Source organism: Pseudomonas sp. B1-22 (assembly GCF_050474425.1).
Classification (GTDB): Bacteria; Pseudomonadota; Gammaproteobacteria; order Pseudomonadales; family Pseudomonadaceae; genus Pseudomonas.
Window position 1 is genome coordinate 314818 of the sequence record NZ_JBCHVH010000006.1, and the last position, 16551, is coordinate 331368.

At 64.2% G+C, this 16551-nt stretch carries 15 protein-coding genes; 7 read left to right on the forward strand and 8 right to left on the reverse strand.

The window, feature by feature from the left end; genetic code table 11:
- Positions 1–17: 17 nt before the first annotated feature.
- Genes ACQ5BL_RS23450 through ACQ5BL_RS23475 form a run of 6 tightly spaced genes read left to right on the forward strand, consistent with a single transcriptional unit; the run spans position 18 to position 6719 of the window.
- Positions 18–506: a GspH/FimT family pseudopilin gene (locus ACQ5BL_RS23450; RefSeq protein WP_243805307.1), complete on the forward strand. Its 489-nt coding sequence runs from the start codon at positions 18–20 to the stop codon at positions 504–506.
- Positions 503–961, forward strand: a complete 459-nt coding sequence (gene pilV, locus ACQ5BL_RS23455; protein WP_243805306.1) for a type IV pilus modification protein PilV — start codon at positions 503–505, stop codon at positions 959–961. Before ACQ5BL_RS23450 ends, pilV begins: the two co-directional genes overlap by 4 nt.
- Positions 958–1854: a PilW family protein gene (locus ACQ5BL_RS23460; RefSeq protein ID WP_243805305.1), complete on the forward strand. Its 897-nt coding sequence runs from the start codon at positions 958–960 to the stop codon at positions 1852–1854. The genes pilV and ACQ5BL_RS23460 overlap by 4 nt, the downstream gene beginning before the upstream one ends.
- Positions 1851–2321 (forward strand): pilus assembly PilX family protein, encoded by a 471-nt coding sequence (locus ACQ5BL_RS23465; protein ID WP_243805304.1) that lies wholly within the window; start codon positions 1851–1853, stop codon positions 2319–2321. The genes ACQ5BL_RS23460 and ACQ5BL_RS23465 overlap by 4 nt, the downstream gene beginning before the upstream one ends.
- Positions 2322–2343: 22 nt before the next feature.
- Positions 2344–6252: a pilus assembly protein gene (locus ACQ5BL_RS23470; RefSeq protein WP_243805303.1), complete on the forward strand. Its 3909-nt coding sequence runs from the start codon at positions 2344–2346 to the stop codon at positions 6250–6252.
- Positions 6253–6266: 14 nt separating this feature from the next.
- A complete protein-coding gene (locus ACQ5BL_RS23475; RefSeq protein WP_207887865.1) occupies positions 6267–6719 on the forward strand; it encodes a type IV pilin protein in 453 nt (150 codons plus the stop codon).
- A 74-nt stretch (positions 6720–6793) separates the two neighbouring features.
- Here ACQ5BL_RS23475 and ispH read toward each other — a convergent pair whose 3' ends face one another.
- The 6 genes from ispH to murJ form a co-directional block, all read right to left on the reverse strand.
- Complete coding sequence (gene ispH / locus ACQ5BL_RS23480; RefSeq protein ID WP_243805302.1) at positions 6794–7738, reverse strand: 4-hydroxy-3-methylbut-2-enyl diphosphate reductase; 945 nt, start codon at positions 7736–7738, stop codon at positions 6794–6796.
- A 96-nt stretch (positions 7739–7834) separates the two neighbouring features.
- Complete coding sequence (gene fkpB / locus ACQ5BL_RS23485; RefSeq protein WP_243805301.1) at positions 7835–8287, reverse strand: FKBP-type peptidyl-prolyl cis-trans isomerase; 453 nt, start codon at positions 8285–8287, stop codon at positions 7835–7837.
- A complete protein-coding gene (gene lspA / locus ACQ5BL_RS23490) occupies positions 8280–8789 on the reverse strand; it encodes a signal peptidase II (RefSeq protein WP_243805300.1) in 510 nt (169 codons plus the stop codon). The genes fkpB and lspA overlap by 8 nt, the downstream gene beginning before the upstream one ends.
- On the reverse strand, positions 8782–11616 hold the full coding sequence (gene ileS, locus ACQ5BL_RS23495; RefSeq protein ID WP_243805299.1) for an isoleucine--tRNA ligase: 2835 nt from the start codon (positions 11614–11616) through the stop codon (positions 8782–8784). The genes lspA and ileS overlap by 8 nt, the downstream gene beginning before the upstream one ends.
- Positions 11617–11637: 21 nt before the next feature.
- Positions 11638–12576, reverse strand: coding sequence for a bifunctional riboflavin kinase/FAD synthetase (gene ribF, locus ACQ5BL_RS23500; protein ID WP_243805298.1), 939 nt, complete (start codon positions 12574–12576; stop codon positions 11638–11640).
- Positions 12577–12682: 106 nt separating this feature from the next.
- Complete coding sequence (gene murJ / locus ACQ5BL_RS23505) at positions 12683–14221, reverse strand: murein biosynthesis integral membrane protein MurJ (RefSeq protein ID WP_243805297.1); 1539 nt, start codon at positions 14219–14221, stop codon at positions 12683–12685.
- A gap of 253 nt (positions 14222–14474) precedes the next feature.
- Between murJ and rpsT the strand changes: the two genes are divergently transcribed.
- Positions 14475–14744 (forward strand): 30S ribosomal protein S20, encoded by a 270-nt coding sequence (gene rpsT / locus ACQ5BL_RS23510; RefSeq protein ID WP_009617555.1) that lies wholly within the window; start codon positions 14475–14477, stop codon positions 14742–14744.
- Between the two features lie 130 nt (positions 14745–14874).
- Here the strand turns inward: rpsT and ACQ5BL_RS23515 are convergent, their stop codons facing one another.
- Entirely contained in the window at positions 14875–15330 is a 456-nt protein-coding gene (locus ACQ5BL_RS23515; RefSeq protein WP_243805296.1) for a CreA family protein, read from the reverse strand.
- Between the two features lie 10 nt (positions 15331–15340).
- Positions 15341–16459, reverse strand: coding sequence for a glutamate 5-kinase (proB, locus tag ACQ5BL_RS23520; protein ID WP_207887849.1), 1119 nt, complete (start codon positions 16457–16459; stop codon positions 15341–15343).
- Positions 16460–16551: the final 92 nt, after the last annotated feature.

The window sequence follows — 16551 nt, forward strand, 5'->3', positions numbered from 1 at the left end:
AACGCGAGGAATGCGCCATGTCGCGCCCGATGCATTCGGCTGGCTTCACGCTGATCGAGTTGATGGTGACCATCGTTGTCCTCGCCATCCTCATCAGCGTCGCCGCACCGTCCTTCACCAGCACCCTGCGCGACAGCCAGGTCTCAACCACCAGCAGCGAGCTGCAGACCGCACTGCAACTGGCGCGCTCGGAAGCGGTGATGCGGCATAACCGGGTCACCGTCTGCCGGCGCAACGCGGCGGGCGACAATTGCGAGAGCGGCACCGACTGGAGCGTCGGCTGGCTGATCCGACAGAGCGGCGGCGATGTCATCAAGGTGTGGCAAGCGCCTTCCGATGTTGCTGTCGTCGGCCCGAATGCCGGCGTCACCTATCAGAGCAATGGCATGGTCGCTACCGCCACCAGTCTCTCGGTCACCCAGTCGAGCTGCAGCGGCAATCAGAAGCGCACGCTGTCCGTGGCACTGAGCGGACTGAGCAAGGTCGAGAAGGCGGACTGCGAATGACCTGCCGACGCACGCAGCAAGGCGCGACCCTGCTCGAAGTTCTGGTTGCGGTGGTGATCCTCTCCGTGGGTCTGCTGGGCATGGCCGGACTGCAAGCCACCAGCGTGCAAGCCAACCAGGGCGCCTACTATCGCTCCCAGGCCAGCATCCTCGCCAATGACATGGCCGACCGCATGCGCGCCAACCGTGACAGGGCGCTGGCCGGCGACTACGGCATGAGCGACTTCCCGACCTCGTCCACCAGCAATGGCGTGACCGGCAGCCGGGCGGAGAAGGACCAGGCCGAGTGGCTCAACCGGCTGGCCGAATCGCTGCCTGACGGCACCGGCAAGGTCGCGCTGAGCGGCGACATCTTCACCATTTCCGTGCGCTGGAACGACAACCGCGCCCGCATCAAAGGGGCCAGCGACACCAGCTCCGTCGCGGAAACCTTCGAGTACCGGACTCGTCTATGAAATTCGCTCGTCACTCATTGCAGGCGGGGCTGTCCCTGGTCGAACTGATGATCGCCATGGTGCTGGGGCTGTTGCTGATCGGCGGCGTGCTGCAGGTATTTCTATCCAGCAAGCAGACCTTCAACTCCAACACGGCCCTTTCCCGCGTGCAGGAAAACGGCCGCTTTGCCATGACCTTCCTCACTTACGACCTGCGCAACGCCGGTTACAAGGGCGAATGTGTCGGCGCGCTGAACAATCTCTCCGGTCTCACCGATGCGCGCTACACCCTGGACATGGCACTGCAAGGCTGGGAGAGCGGTCAGAGCCTGCCAAACTGGTTCTCCGGCACCCGCCGCAGTGGAACGGACGCCATCCTGGTCAAGCACGCGGCGGCAGCCAGCGGGGCGACGCCTTCAGCGGCCTCCTCCAGCGACAGCATCAACACGACGGCGGCGACCGGCATCGTCCAGGGCACCCTGCTGGTGCTGTCCGACCCCATCGGCTGCGACCTGTTCCGTAACCACTCGACGGCCAGCAGCTCCTCCGTCTCAGTGGATGGCGCGTCCTTCGGGCATACCTATCCCAGCACCTCGGACATCCTCAAGTTCGAAAGCACCCTCTACTTCATCAACAACAACCCGGCGGGCAATCCCTCTCTGTACCGCATTCGCTACAACAGCGGCTCGACCGCCGAGGAAGTGGCGGAGGGCATCCAGGACCTGCAGATCAAATACGCCGTCGGCAACCTGAACGGCGCCGTCGCCGGGGACTACGTGGACGCTTCGAGCATTGCGGACTGGGCGAAGGTGGTGTCGGCACAGATCACCCTCACGGCCGTCAGTACCGACAGCACCAACCCCATGACCCGCACCTTCACCTCGACCATCGGCCTCAGGAACCGCCTGCCATGAACATCAACGGGACGCCCCGGGCACAGCAGGGCGCGGTGCTGCTCATCGCACTGATCATGCTCCTGCTCCTCACCGTCATCGGCATCAGCAGCATGCGCAGCACCAGCCTGCAGGAGCGCATGGCCGGCAACCTGCGCGATGAAAGCCATGCGCTACAGGCCGCGGAAGCGGCGATGCGGCAGGGCGAAGCCGCGGTCAAGGCCAAGTCGGTGAGCCACTGGCAGGACTATGTCTCCAGCAGCGCCTGGGACGACGCCAGCGAGATCTCGGGGCTGGCCACCCCCAAGTACCGACTGACCACCCTGCCGGGCGTCACCATCGTGAGGGCGGGCTCGTCACTGGAAGCCGGCGCCCCCATCACCGTCGCCGTCGTGAGAGTGGAGGCGCAGGGGTTCGGCGCCGTGCAGAACGCCGACGGCAGCACCGCATCCACCTATCAGCTGAAGTCGATGTACATCAAGCGCTGACCAGCCTTTCGAGAATTCCTACATGCTCAAGAAACGTGCAACCCCGAGGAAGCTGGGAGTCTGGTGCTCGTCGTTCCTCAGCTTCAGCCTGATCCTCGTGCAGGCCATCGAAGTCCAGGCCGCGGTGTCCCAGACGCCCATGCTGCTGGGCAGCTCCAACGTGCCGGGCAGCCTGGCGCTGACGCCGTCGGTGGAGTGGCCCACCATCCTGTCCGTAGCAAACCTGGGTGCCTACAGCTCGGACATCAAGTACATCGGCTACTTCGATCCGGAAAAGTGCTATCGCTACACCTACGACAAGAGCAACAGCCTCTACGACTACACCGCGTACCGCGCGCTGAATAATGCCGATGCGCAGAAGATCACCGGCACCTATTTCTATCCCGTCGGCAAGGCCAGCGCCCGCAAATGCAACGTCGGTTCCTCGAAGAAGGAATGGAGCGGCAACTTCCTGAACTGGGCGGGCACCCCGACCATCGACCCCTTCCGCAGCGCCCTGACCGGCGGCAACCGGATTCAGGACACCGATAGCCTTACCGTGCTGCAGAAGGCCCGCCATTCCGGGCAGAGCAGCGCCGGCAACCGGATGATCAGCGAGCAGGGACTGTTGCCGAAGTCGGAAATCACCGGCGCAACACCGGCCTCCAGCGACTGGGGCGGGTTCTACGTCCGCCTCCAGGGACTCAACTACGACATGATGTTCGCCAATGCCACCGACGGACTCGGCGGGAGCGACGGCGGCACTGAAAGCACCAAGCGCTGGGTGGATTACGACGAAGGCAACAGCGCCCAGTGGGGATCCGGCGGGCTGGTGACTTCTTACGCCGTCGACAAGAAAACCACCAAGAGCATCTATCGCGTGCGCGTCCAGGTGCAGGTCTGCAACAACGCGATGCCGGAAAGCAACTGCAAGCGCTATGGCAGCAACTACAAGCCCGAAGGGCTCCTGCAGCAGTACGCCAACACCCTTCGCTACAGCGCCTTCAGCTACCTGAACGACTCCAACATGCTGCGCGACGGCGGTGTCCTGCGCGCCAACCAGAAGTACATCGGCCCGACGCTGGGCGAAGGCGGCGACGATAACCTGCAGAAGGAGTGGGATCCCGAGACCGGCATCTTCGCCAGCAATCCCAACCCGGCCGATGCCGAAGCCACCGGCGGCGGTGTCAGCCGCAGCGGCGTGATCAACTACATCAACAAGTTCGGCTCCATGACCGATGAGCTTCACAAGAGCCACGACCCGGTCAGCGAGCTCTACTACACCGCGATCCGCTACTTCAAGAAACAGGGCAACGTTCCCGAATACAGCAACATCACCTCCAACCTCTACACCATGGCCGATGGATTCCCCGTCGTCACCGCGTGGAACGACCCCATCACCTACGCCTGCCAGAAGAACGTCATCCTCGGGATCGGCGACGTTAACACTCACCGGGACAAGAACCTGCCGGGGAAAACTTCCGGAACCGATGAGCCAGGCAAACCGAACGCGGTCAGCAGCGATGGCACAGTCGATGTCGTCAAGGCCACTGCCATGGTCGGCGACCTCGAAAAGGTCGACCTCTACGAAAGCTCCGCAAGCTACAGCGGTCGCAACAACTCCGCCTACATCGCCGGCCTGGCCTACGACTCCCACACCAAGGACATACGCCCGAGCATGAGCGGCAAGCAGACCGTTACCACCTACTGGGTGGATGTCCGGGAAAACCAGAAACTCGAAGGCCGCGCCAAGAACCAGTATTGGCTCGCCGCCAAATACGGCGGCTTCAAGGTCCCCACCAATTTCGATCCCTACGGTTCGACCGCCAGACTGACCGACGACCTCTGGTGGACCAATGGTGAAACGCTGTCCACCGGCGACAAGCGCCCGGACAACTTCTTCGTCGCCAGCGACGCGGAAAAGATGGTCAGCAGCCTGAAGACCGCCTTCGCCCGGATCGTCCAGGAGGTCCGCAGTTCGACCACCTCGCTGGCGACCAACTCCACCCAACTGGATACCGGCAGCGCGATCTACCAGTCGCAGTACAACAGCGAACACTGGAGCGGCGACCTGCAGGCCAAGAGCGTCAACGGCAGCGGCGTGGTCGCGACCACACCCAGCTGGAGCGCCGCCACCAAACTGGATGCGCTCACCGACCTTTCGGCGCGCAAGATCTTCACCGCCAACACCCTCACGGGCCGGGCCAGCAACAGCTACTCCACCAGTACCCACGGCGTCGACTTCACCTGGGATGCCCTGGATGCCGACACCCGATTGGCGCTCAGGCGTACTGCCGATGCCGCCACCTCCGTCACCGAAGCGGAAGCCCAGAACCGTCTGGCATTCCTGCGCGGGGACCGCAGCCGCGAAGTCAGCACCAGCAACCCGACCAACCCTTACCGCGAGCGCGGCAGCCGGCTGGGCGACATCGTCAATTCCGACCCGCAATACGTCGCCAACCAGGACTTCGGCTACAACCTGCTGACCGGCAGCCAATGGGGCAACGCCGGCCCGGCCTACCTCACCTACCGCGCCAGCAGCAGCTACAAGAGCAAGAAACCGCTGGTGGTCCTGGGGGCGAACGACGGCATGCTCCACGGTTTCGACGGCACCCTGAGCAATGGCGGGGCCGAGCTCTTCGCCTACGTCCCGCGCGTCATCGCCGACAACCTCTATCAGCTGACGCAACCCGAATACAGCCACCGCTACTATGTGGACGGTTCTCCCGCCTTCTCCGACGTCTACATCGGTTCGAGCTGGAAGAGCATCGTCGTCGGCACTACCGGCGCAGGCGGCAGGAGCGTATTCGCGCTGGATGTCAGCGACCCGAGCAACATGACCAGCGGCAAGGTTCTGTGGGAGTTCACGGCGCCGGAAATGGGCAATCCCATGCAGCGCCCCGCCATCGTCGCGCTGGCCAACGGCAAGTTCGGCGTGATCGTCAGCAGCGGCTTCGTCAACAACGCGGTCAGCAGCGGCCAGGTATGGATTCTGGATGCCGCCGACGGTTCGGTGATCAGGAAATTCACCATCACCACCAGCGGAGGCCTGGCCGATCCGTTGGCCATCGATATCAACAATGATCGGGTCGCCGACCGCATCTACGTCGGCGATACCCTGGGCAATCTCTGGCGCCTGGATATCACCGGCACCGACCCGGGCAACTGGGCCGCGCCCGACTCGCTGAACGGCAGCGCGCTGTTCCAGGCACAGGATGGCGCCAACCGTGCTCAACCGATCACCGCGCCGCTGGCTGCTGCCTTGAACACCGACGGCAAGCCCATGGTGCTGTTCGGCACCGGCAGCTTCTACCAGACGACCGATACCGACCTGCAGCAGAATCCGCGCATCGAGTCCTTCTACGGCATCGTCGATTCCGGCGTTGCCGTTACCCGCAACAACCTGCTGGAGCAGACGATCCTCGGCCAGCAAACCATCGGTGACAACAAGCTTCGCGTGGTCAGCAATAACGCCATGACCACGGCGAAAAAAGGCTGGTACCTCGACCTGCTATGGAAACAGTCCCAGGGCGGCAGCGATACCCTGACCGGCGAACGCGTGGTATCCCGCCCGGTGTTGCGCGGCGGCAGCGTCACCTTCACCTCGCTGACACCCTCCGACGATCCCTGCACCGGTGGCGGCGTCAGCTGGATCATGGCGCTGGACGCCCTGGGCAATGGCCGTCTGGCGTACAACTACTTCGACGCCAACGGCGACGGCGTGATCGACGATCACGACTACTACACCGACAGCGAGGGCAACAGGATTCCTTACTCAGGCATCAGCGACTCGACCGACGGCGTCATCAAGACCCCGAGCTTCTTCAGCAAGGACGATGGCGACGACCTGATCTGCTACGTCGGCTCCAAGGGCGGAGAACCGCAATGCGCTCCGGTGCCGCCTGGAAACCGGACCTCGGGACGACTGTCCTGGCGCGAAGTGAATCGATAATGGAGAAAGCAGTGATGTTCCCAGCAGTACCCAAGGCCGACCGCCGGCAGCACAGCCGCGGCTTCACCCTGATCGAACTGATGGTGGTGTTGGCGATCGTCGCCATCATCGCCGCCGTGGCCTACCCGTCCTATCAGGAATACGTAAGGAAGGCCCGACGCGCGGATGCCCAGGCATCGCTCATGGAACTAGCGCAGTTCATGGAGCGCTACTACACCACCAACGGCCGCTACACCACCAGCGCGGACGCCGCCGTCACCCTCCCCTTCACCGAGTCCCCCAAGGATGGCGCTACCCAGTACTACAGCCTGGCGTTCTCCGGAACCCCGACGGCAACCACCTATGTGCTGAGCGCGACACCCAAGGGCGCGATGTCCGGCGACAGCTGCGGCACCCTGACGTTGAACAACGCAGGGGTAAAGGGCCAGGGCAGCGGCGCCACCCTGAGCCAGTGCTGGCGCCGCTGACGGACAGCCGCCCATGAAAAAGCCCGATCACAGGATCGGGCTTTTTGTCTCCGGGCTTATTTCTCCGGCCTTCTTCAGACCGCCTTCACCCGCAGTTCCTTGGGCATCGAGAAGGTGATGTTCTCCTCCCGGCCATCCAGTTCCACCTCGGGCTCCGCGCCCCAGTCGCGCAGTTGCTGGATCACACCGCGCACCAGGACTTCCGGTGCCGAAGCGCCGGCGGTGATACCGATGCGCTGCACGCCGTCGAACCATTCTTTCTTCAGGTCTTCGGCGCCGTCGATCAGGTAGCCCGGGGTGCCCATGCGCTCGGCCAGCTCGCGCAGGCGGTTGGAGTTGGAGCTGTTCGGGCTGCCCACCACCAGCACCAGGTCGCACTGGTCGGCCAGTTCCTTCACCGCGTCCTGGCGGTTCTGGGTGGCGTAGCAGATGTCGTTCTTGCGCGGCCCCTGGATGTGCGGGAACTTGGCGCGCAGGGCGTCGATCACCTTGGAGGTGTCGTCCATCGACAGGGTGGTCTGGGTGACGAAGTGCAATGCCTCAGGGTTGCGAACCTCCAGCGCAGCCACGTCGTCCTCGTCTTCCACCAGGTAGATGGCGCCGCCGTTGGAGTCGTCATACTGCCCCATGGTGCCTTCCACTTCCGGATGTCCTTCGTGGCCGATCAGGATGCATTCATGGCCGTCACGGCTGTAGCGCACCACTTCCATATGCACCTTGGTCACCAGCGGGCAGGTCGCATCGAAGACCTTCAGGCCACGGTTCTCGGCCTCCTTGCGCACGGCCTGGGAAACGCCGTGGGCGCTGAAGATGACGATGGTGTCGTCCGGCACCTGGTCGAGTTCCTCGACGAACACGGCGCCGCGGTTGCGCAGGTTTTCCACCACGAACTTGTTGTGCACCACTTCATGGCGCACGTAGATCGGCGGGCCGAACACGTCGAGGGCGCGGTTGACGATCTCGATCGCCCGGTCGACGCCGGCACAGAAGCCGCGGGGATTGGCGAGTTTGATTTGCATGGTGGCCTCGGGTGCTAAGCAAGCCGGCCCACGAGGGGCCGGCAGGAATTTTTCGCCGCGTGCGATGCTGCCCGTTTACAAGGGCCGCCCGCGCATTCAGGCAGGCTTGACGTCAATGATATCGACTTCGAAGGCCAGCGTTTTGCCGGCCAGCGGATGGTTGAAATCGATAGTGACCTGCTGTTCATCGAAGGCTTTGACGATGCCCGGCAGTTCGGTCTTGGCGGCGTCGTTGAAGATCACCAGCAGGCCCTCGGCCAGCTCCATATCCTGGAACTGGTCGCGCGGCATGACCTGCACGTTGGCCGGGTTCGGTTGGCCGAAGCCCAGCTCGGGCTCGATGGTCAGGGTGCGCTTGTCGCCGGCCTTCAGGCCGAACAGCGCCTGCTCGAAGCCCGGCAGCAGGTTGCCGTCGCCGACCTTGAAGGTGGCCGGCTGCTTGTCGAAGGTGCTGTCGACGACGTTGCCGTCTTCCAGCTTGAGGGCGAAATGCAGGGTAACCTGGGTATCCGCGCCGATACGCTGAACGGTTTCAGAAGACTCAGCCATGGGCGGTTTCTCCGGACTTCTTCGATTTGAACATGTCCAGCGCCAGCATGATGGCGCCGACGGTGATGGCGCTGTCGGCCAGGTTGAACGCCGGGAAATACCAGCGGTTCTGCCAGTGCACCAGGATGAAGTCGACCACGTGACCGAGCACGATGCGGTCGTACAGATTGCCCAGCGCACCGCCCAGCACCAGGGCCAGGGCGATGGCCAGCCAGGTCTCGCCACGCTTGAGGCGCTTGAGCCAGATCACCAGCACGGCGCTCACCACGATGGCGATCAGGGCGAACAGCCAGCGTTGCCAGCCCGAGCCGTCGGCCAGGAAGCTGAAGGCTGCGCCGGTGTTGTAGGCCAGGGTCCAGCTGAACAGATCGGGGATGACCACGATCTGCTGGTACATGGTCAGCTCAGCCTGGAAGAAGGCCTTGCTGATCTGGTCCAGGACTAGCACGACCACGGTGATCCACAGCCACGGCAGGCGGCCGAAGCGATCGGCGTTAGGCATAGTGACGCACCTCACCGGCGCCATCGATGTTCTCTACGCAGCGACCGCACAGTTCCGGGTGCGCAGCGTGGCTGCCGACGTCCGCGCGGAAGTGCCAGCAACGACCGCACTTGGCGTGGGCGGACTTGGCCACCTTCAGCTTCAGGCCCGGCAGTTCGCTCTCGACCGCATCAGCCGGTGCATCGGCCAGCGGCGCAACGGTGGCGGCGGAGGTGATCAGCACGAAGCGCAGCTCGTTGCCCAGCTTCTCCAGGCGCTTGGCCAGGGAGTCCTCGGCGTAGAGAGTGATCTCGGCCTGCAGGTTGCCGCCGATGGTCTTGGCGCTGCGCTGGTTCTCCAGCTCCTTGTTCACGGCAGCCTTGGCAGCCATGACTTCGTCCCAGTAGGCGCGGTCCAGTTCGGCGTCGGCCGGCAGTTCGGACAGGCCTTCGTACCAGGTGGTCAGCATCACCGACTCGGCGCGCTCGCCCGGCAGGAAGCTCCAGATTTCCTCGGCGGTGAAGGCCAGGATCGGGGCGATCCAGCGCACCAGGGCTTCGGCGATGTGGAACAGCGCGGTCTGGCAGGAACGGCGGGCGACGCTGTTTTCCTGGGTGGTGTACTGGCGGTCCTTGATGATGTCCAGGTAGAAGCCGCCCAGCTCCTGCACGCAGAAGTTGTGCACCTTGGAGTAGACGTTCCAGAAGCGGTAGTCGCGGTAGGCCTCTTCCAGTTCGCGCTGCAGCAGCAGGGCGCGGTCGATGGCCCAGCGGTCCAGTGCCAGCAGCTGGTCGTTGGGCAGCAGGTCCTTGGCCGGGTCGAAGCCGGACAGGTTGGAGAGCAGGAAGCGCGCGGTGTTGCGGATACGGCGATAGGCATCGGCGCTGCGCTGCAGGATGGTCTGGGAAACCGCCATCTCGCCCGAGTAGTCGGTGGCGGAAACCCACAGGCGCAGGATGTCGGCACCCAGGGTATCGGTGACCTGCTGCGGAGCGATCACGTTGCCCAGGGACTTGGACATCTTGCGGCCCGACTCGTCCACGGTGAAGCCGTGGGTCAGCAGCTGGCGGTAAGGCGCATGGCCGTCGATGGCGCAGCCGGTCAGCAGCGAGGAATGGAACCAGCCGCGGTGCTGGTCGGAGCCTTCCAGGTAGAGGTCGGCCGCCGGACCGCTGGCGTGGCCCAGCTCGGCGTGAGAGCCGCGCAGCACGTGCCAGTGGGTGGTACCGGAGTCGAACCAGACGTCCAGGGTGTCGTTGATCTTGTCGTACTGCGCGGCTTCATCGTCCAGCAGTTCGGTGGCGTCGAGCTTGAACCAGGCCTCGATGCCTTCCTTCTCGACGCGCTGGGCGACGGCTTCCATCAGCTCGACGGTGCGAGGATGCAGCTCGCCGGTGGCCTTGTGCAGGAAGAACGGGATCGGCACGCCCCAGTTGCGCTGACGCGAGATGCACCAGTCCGGACGGCCGGCGATCATGCCGTGCAGGCGCGCCTGGCCCCAGTTGGGCACGAAATCGGTTTCGGTGATGGCCTGCAGCGCGCGCTCGCGCAGGGGCGCACCGGTTTCCGGCTGCTTGTCCATGCCGACGAACCATTGCGCGGTAGCGCGGTAGATCAGCGGAGTCTTGTGGCGCCAGCAGTGCATGTAGCTGTGGCTGATGCTGGTGTGCTTGAGCAGCGCGCCGACTTCATCGAGCTTGGCGACGATGGCCGGGTTGGCCTTCCAGATGAACTGGCCGCCGAAGAACGGCAGGTCGGCCACGTACACGCCATTGCTCTGCACGGGGCTGAGGATGTCGTCGTTGCTCATGCCGTACTGCTTGCAGGTACGGAAGTCGTCCTCGCCGTAGGCCGGGGAGGAATGAACCACGCCGGTGCCGGCGCCCAGCTCGACGTACTCGGCCAGGTAGACCGGCGAGAAGCGCTCGTAGAACGGGTGGCGGAAGCGGATCAGGTCCAGCGTTTCACCTTGCGCGGTGGCGATGACCTGGCCTTCCAGGCCGTAGCGTGCGAGGCAGGACTCGACCAGTTCCTCGGCCAGCACCAGCAGGCGCTCGCCGGTGTCGACCAGCGCGTAGGTGAATTCGGGGTGGACGTTCAGCGCCTGGTTGGCCGGAATGGTCCACGGGGTGGTGGTCCAGATGACGATGGCAGCGGGCTTCGGCAGGCTGGCCAGGCCGAAGGCGGCGGCCAGCTTGTCAGCGTCTTCCACCGGGAAGGCGACGTCGATGGCGTCGGACTTCTTGTCGGCGTATTCAACCTCGGCTTCAGCCAGGGCCGAGCCGCAGTCGAAGCACCAGTTCACCGGCTTCAGGCCCTTGAACACGAAGCCCTGCTTGACCATTTCGGCCAGGGCGCGGATTTCACCGGCCTCGTTGGCGAACGCCATGGTCTTGTAGGGGTTGTCCCACTCGCCCAGCACGCCCAGGCGGATGAAGTCGGCCTTCTGCCCTTCGATCTGCTCGGCGGCGTATTCGCGGCACAGCTCGCGGGTCTTGTCCGCCGGCAGGTTCTTGCCGTGGGTGGTCTCGACCTTGTGCTCGATCGGCAGGCCGTGGCAGTCCCAGCCCGGCACATAGGGGGCGTCGTAGCCGGCCAGGGTCTTGGAGCGGACGATGATGTCCTTGAGGATCTTGTTGACCGCGTGACCGATGTGGATGCTGCCGTTGGCGTAGGGCGGGCCATCGTGCAGGATGAATTTCGGGCGACCTTCGCCAATCTTCCGCAGCTTCTGGTACAGGCCAATGTCGTTCCAGAGCTTCAGGGTCTGCGGCTCGCGCTGCGGCAGGCCGGCTTTCATCGGGAAGTCGGTTTCGGGAAGGTTCAGAGTGGCTTTGTAATCGGTCATCTCAGGGCCTGTTCAGGATCTTCAATCAAGCGGTTGGCCCAGCCAATAGGCCCGGGCGGCGGCGATGTCGGCGAGGATGGCCGCCTTGAGTGCCTCCAGCGAGGCAAAACGCTGCTCATCACGCAGCTTCTGGTGGAAAGTGATGTCCAGATGCTGGCCGTAAAGGTCACCAGCGAAATCCAGCAGATGCACTTCCAGGTGGGGCCGGCCATCGCCATTCACAGACGGCCGGGTGCCGATGTTGGCAACCCCGTTGCAGCGCTGGTCAGCCACCAGGGCGCTGACCAGGTAAACCCCATTGAGCGGCGCCTTGCGGCGCTTGAGCTGGATGTTCGCGGTGGGCGAACCCAGCGTACGGCCCAGCTTCTGCCCGTGCAGCACGCGGCCGCTCAGACTGTAGGGACGACCCAGCAGGCGCTCGACCATGTGCAGGTCGCCATCGGCCAGGTCCTTGCGAATGCGCGAGCTGCTCACGCGCATGCCGTCGACTTCCACGGTGGTCGCGGCTTCGACGGTGAAGCCCTGCTCCGCGCTGGCGTTGACCAGGAAGGCGAAGTCGCCGGAACGGTCACAGCCGAAGCGGAAATCGTCGCCCACTTCCAGATGACGGACCCGCAGGCCCTCCACCAGTACCTGGCGGACGAACTCGGCAGCCGACAGCTCGCGCAGGCGGCGGTTGAACGCCAGGCACAGGACGAAGTCGACGCCGTACTGGCGCAACAGCTCGAGCTTCTCACGCAGGCGGGTCAGGCGCACCGGAGCGGCATCGGGAGCGAAGTATTCGCGCGGCTGCGGCTCGAAGATCACCACGCAACTGGGTACGCCCAGCTCCAGCGAGCGCTCGCGCAGACGCCCCAGGATCGCCTGGTGGCCGAGATGGACGCCGTCGAAGTTACCGATGGTGGCGACACAGCCCCCGGACAGGGGCCGCAGGTTGTGAAGGCCTCGAAGCAGCTGCATAGCGCGCGTATTGCTCAGAAAGTGGTCGATTATACCCGCACCCGTCGCCGTGCGACAGGCAAAATGCCGCCGCCGCAAACGGATACCATGCTTTACCCGGCGAAGGTTACAGCACCGCGCGCCGGGAGAAGTCCCGCAAACGGAAGCCGAGGAGCGCCAGCATACCGAAATAGGCGACCACGCCGGCCACCACCAGCGCGCCCAGGCGCACCAGGCGAATCGGCATGCCGCCCTCGTCCCAGGCCGGCATGACGTACATCATGCCGATCAATACGGCGCACATCACCAGTACAGATACCACCAATTTGGCGATGAACTTGCCCCAGCCCGGCTGCGGATCGAACAGCTGGTGCTTGCGCAGCTGCCAGAACAGCAGGCCGGCGTTCAGGCACGCCGCCAGGCTGATCGCCAGAGCAAGTCCCGCGTGCTTGAGCGGGCCGATGAACACCAGGTTCATCAGCTGGGTGGAAACCAGGGTGAACAGCGCGATCTTCACCGGCGTCTTGATGTTCTGTCGCGCGTAGAAGCCCGGCGCCAGTACCTTCACCAGGATGATGCCGAGCAGGCCGACCGCGTAGGCGATCAGCGCGCGCTGGGTCATCAGGGCGTCGTGGGCGCTGAACTTGCCGTACTGGAACAGCGCGACGGTCAGGGGTTCGGAGATGACCGCCAGCGCCAGGGAGCACGGCAGCACCAGCAGGAAGCACAGGCGCAGGCCCCAATCCATCAACCGCGAATACTCGTGGCGATCGTCACTGGCGTAGGTCTTGGCCAGCGACGGTAGCAGGATGGTACCCAGCGCAACGCCGAGCACACCGGACGGCAGCTCCATCAGGCGGTCCGCGTAGTACATCCAGGACACCGAACCGGCGACCAGGAAGGAGGCGAAGATGGTGTTGATGATCAGCGAAATCTGGCTGACCGAGACGCCGAGGATCGCCGGGCCCATCTGCTTGAGCACGCGCCAGACGCCGGAATCGCGCAGGTTGATGCGCGGCAGCACGAGCATGCCGATCTTCTTCAGGTGCGGCAGCTGGTAGAGCAGTTGCGCCAGGCCACCGGCCAGCACCGCCCAGCCCAGCGCCATGATCGGCGGGTTGAAGTACGGCGTGAGGAACAGTGCAAAGAGGATCATGCTGACGTTCAGCAGGGTCGGCACGAAGGCCGGCACCGAGAAGCGGTTCCAGGTATTGAGGATCGCCCCCGCCAGGGACGCCAGCGAGATCAGCAGGATATAAGGAAAGGTCACTCGCAGCAGGGCGCTGGTCAGCTCGAACTTCTCCGGCGAATCGACGAAGCCGGGCGCCGTCACCCAGATCACCCAGGGCGCGGCGAGCATGCCCAGCGCGGTGACCAGCGCCAGGATCAGCGTCAGCAGGCCGGACACATAGGCGATGAAGGTGCGGGTCGCCTCCTCGCCCTGCTGGGTCTTGTACTCGGCCAGGATCGGCACGAAGGCCTGGGAGAACGCGCCCTCGGCAAAGATGCGGCGCAGCAGATTGGGCAGCTTGAAGGCGACGAAGAAGGCATCGGTGGCCATGCCGGCACCGAACATGCGCGCGACGATGGTGTCGCGCACGAAGCCGAGCACCCGCGAGATCATGGTCATCGAGCTGACCGCGGCCAGCGACTTGAGTAGGTTCATAGCGTCCAGAACTGGTAGAATGGCCGACCCTGCCGGGCTCGGCACTGGCCTGGAGCGAAAGCTCGGTCGCCAGGCGAAGCGCAGCAGTGTAGGGCCGCGGGGCGAATAAATCACCCCATCCGCTGGACAGCGTGCGCCCGTCGCACCACTCGTCGGAGGCCGCGCATACCCTTGACAAGGCCCTGATGCAACGGCATTATTCGCGGCCTTAATTTATTCGCAACATCCCAAGTTTTTTTCGAGGAGCTCGACGGTGGCCAACACACCTTCCGCCAAAAAACGCGCCAAACAGGCTGAGAAGCGTCGCAGCCACAACGCCAGCCTGCGTTCCATGGTTCGTACCTACATCAAGAACGTAGTCAAAGCAGTCGACGCCAAGGACCTGCCGAAGGCCCAGGCCGCTCTGGTTGCCGCCGTACCGGTCATCGACCGCATGGCCGACAAAGGCATCATCCACAAGAACAAGGCCGCTCGTCACAAGAGCCGCCTGAACGCCCACGTGAAGGCCCTGGCCACCGCGTAAGCGTTCCGTTCTTGAAAAACCGGCCCCAGGGCCGGTTTTTTATTGCCCGCGATTTTGCTCAGCGCACAGCCATCCGCAAGCTCACTTTTCCACAGGCAAAAAGAAAGGGCGGTTATCCGCCCTTTCCTTCTTACTTCTCAGGCCACGGCATGACTGGAATCGCCGTCACCGCATTCTGTGGGCTACCCTCGATCACCCGGTCGCTATAGACCAGATAGACCAGCGCGTTACGCTTCCTGTCGAAGAAGCGCACCACCTGCATGGTCTTGAACACCAGCGAGGTGCGCTGCTGGAACACCACCTCGCCATCCTTGAGCTCGCCGACGAAGCGAATCGGACCGACCTGGCGACAGGAGATCGACGCCTCGGCGCGATCCTCGGCCAATCCCAAGCCACCTTTCACACCACCGGTCTTGGCACGGGACAGATAGCAACTGACACCCTCCACCTTCGGATCGTCAAACGCCTCGACGACTATCTTGTCGTTCGGCCCGACCCACTTGAAGACCGTGGAGACTTCGCCAATCTCTTCGGCGCCCGCCAGCATCGGCAGCAGCATCAGCGCCGCCATCAATCCCTTGCGCATGGATTTCTCCTCAGACGAGCACCAGGTTGTCGCGATGGACCAGCTCCGGACCATCCACATAACCCAGCAGGCTCTCGATGGCATCGGTCGGCTGACCGATGATCTTCTGCGCCTCTAGGGCACTGTAGTTGGCCAGACCGCGCGCGATCTCACGCCCCTGCAGATCCACGCAAACCACCATCTCCCCGCGACGGAAGCTGCCCTGCACGGTTTTCACGCCCACCGGCAGCAGGCTCTTGTGATCATGGGCCACAGCCTTCACCGCACCATCGTCCAGCACCAGGGTGCCGCGCATCTGCAGATGACCGGCCAGCCACTGCTTGCGCGCCGCCTTGCGGCTCTGCTCGGGGGTCAGCAGGGTGCCCAGGCGCTCGCCGGCACGCAGGCGATCCAGCACACGCTCGATACGACCACCCACGATGACAGTGTGCGCACCGGAACGCGCCGCGAGGCGCGCCGCGCGCAGCTTGGTCTGCATGCCGCCACGACCGAGCGCACCACCCGTACCGCCAGCGACGGCATCCAGGGCAGGATCATCAGCGCGCGCTTCGAAGATCAGCTCGGCATCGGGATTGTGGCGCGGATCGGCGTCGAACATACCGTCGCGATCAGTGAGGATCACCAGCAGGTCGGCCTCGACCAGGTTGGCCACCAGCGCCGCCAGGGTGTCGTTGTCACCGAAGCGGATCTCGTCGGTAACCACGGTGTCGTTCTCGTTGATCACCGGGATCACGCCGAGGTCGACCAGCGTACGCAGGGTGTTGCGCGCGTTCAGGTAACGCTTGCGGTCCGAGAGGTCGTCATGGGTCAGCAGCACCTGGGCGGTCTGCAGGCTATGCACGCCAAAGCTGGACTCCCAGGCCTGCACCAGGCCCATCTGCCCCACCGCGGCGGCAGCCTGCAGCTCGTGCATGTCGCTAGGTCGGGAAACCCAACCCAGGCGACTCATACCCGCCGCAACGGCACCCGAGGACACCAGCACCAGCTCGACGCCTGCGCAATGCAGCGCGACCATCTGCTCGACCCACACCGCCATGGCATCGCGATCCAGACCACGACCGTCGGCGGTCAGCAACGCACTGCCAATCTTGACTACCCAGCGCTTGGCGCCAGTGACCTTCTCACGCATACCCTCAACCTTAGCAATCAGGCGGCTCATCCCCGCATCCACGGGAAACACTGGAGGACCCGGCCGCCTGAGCCGCCGGGCTACACGCTACA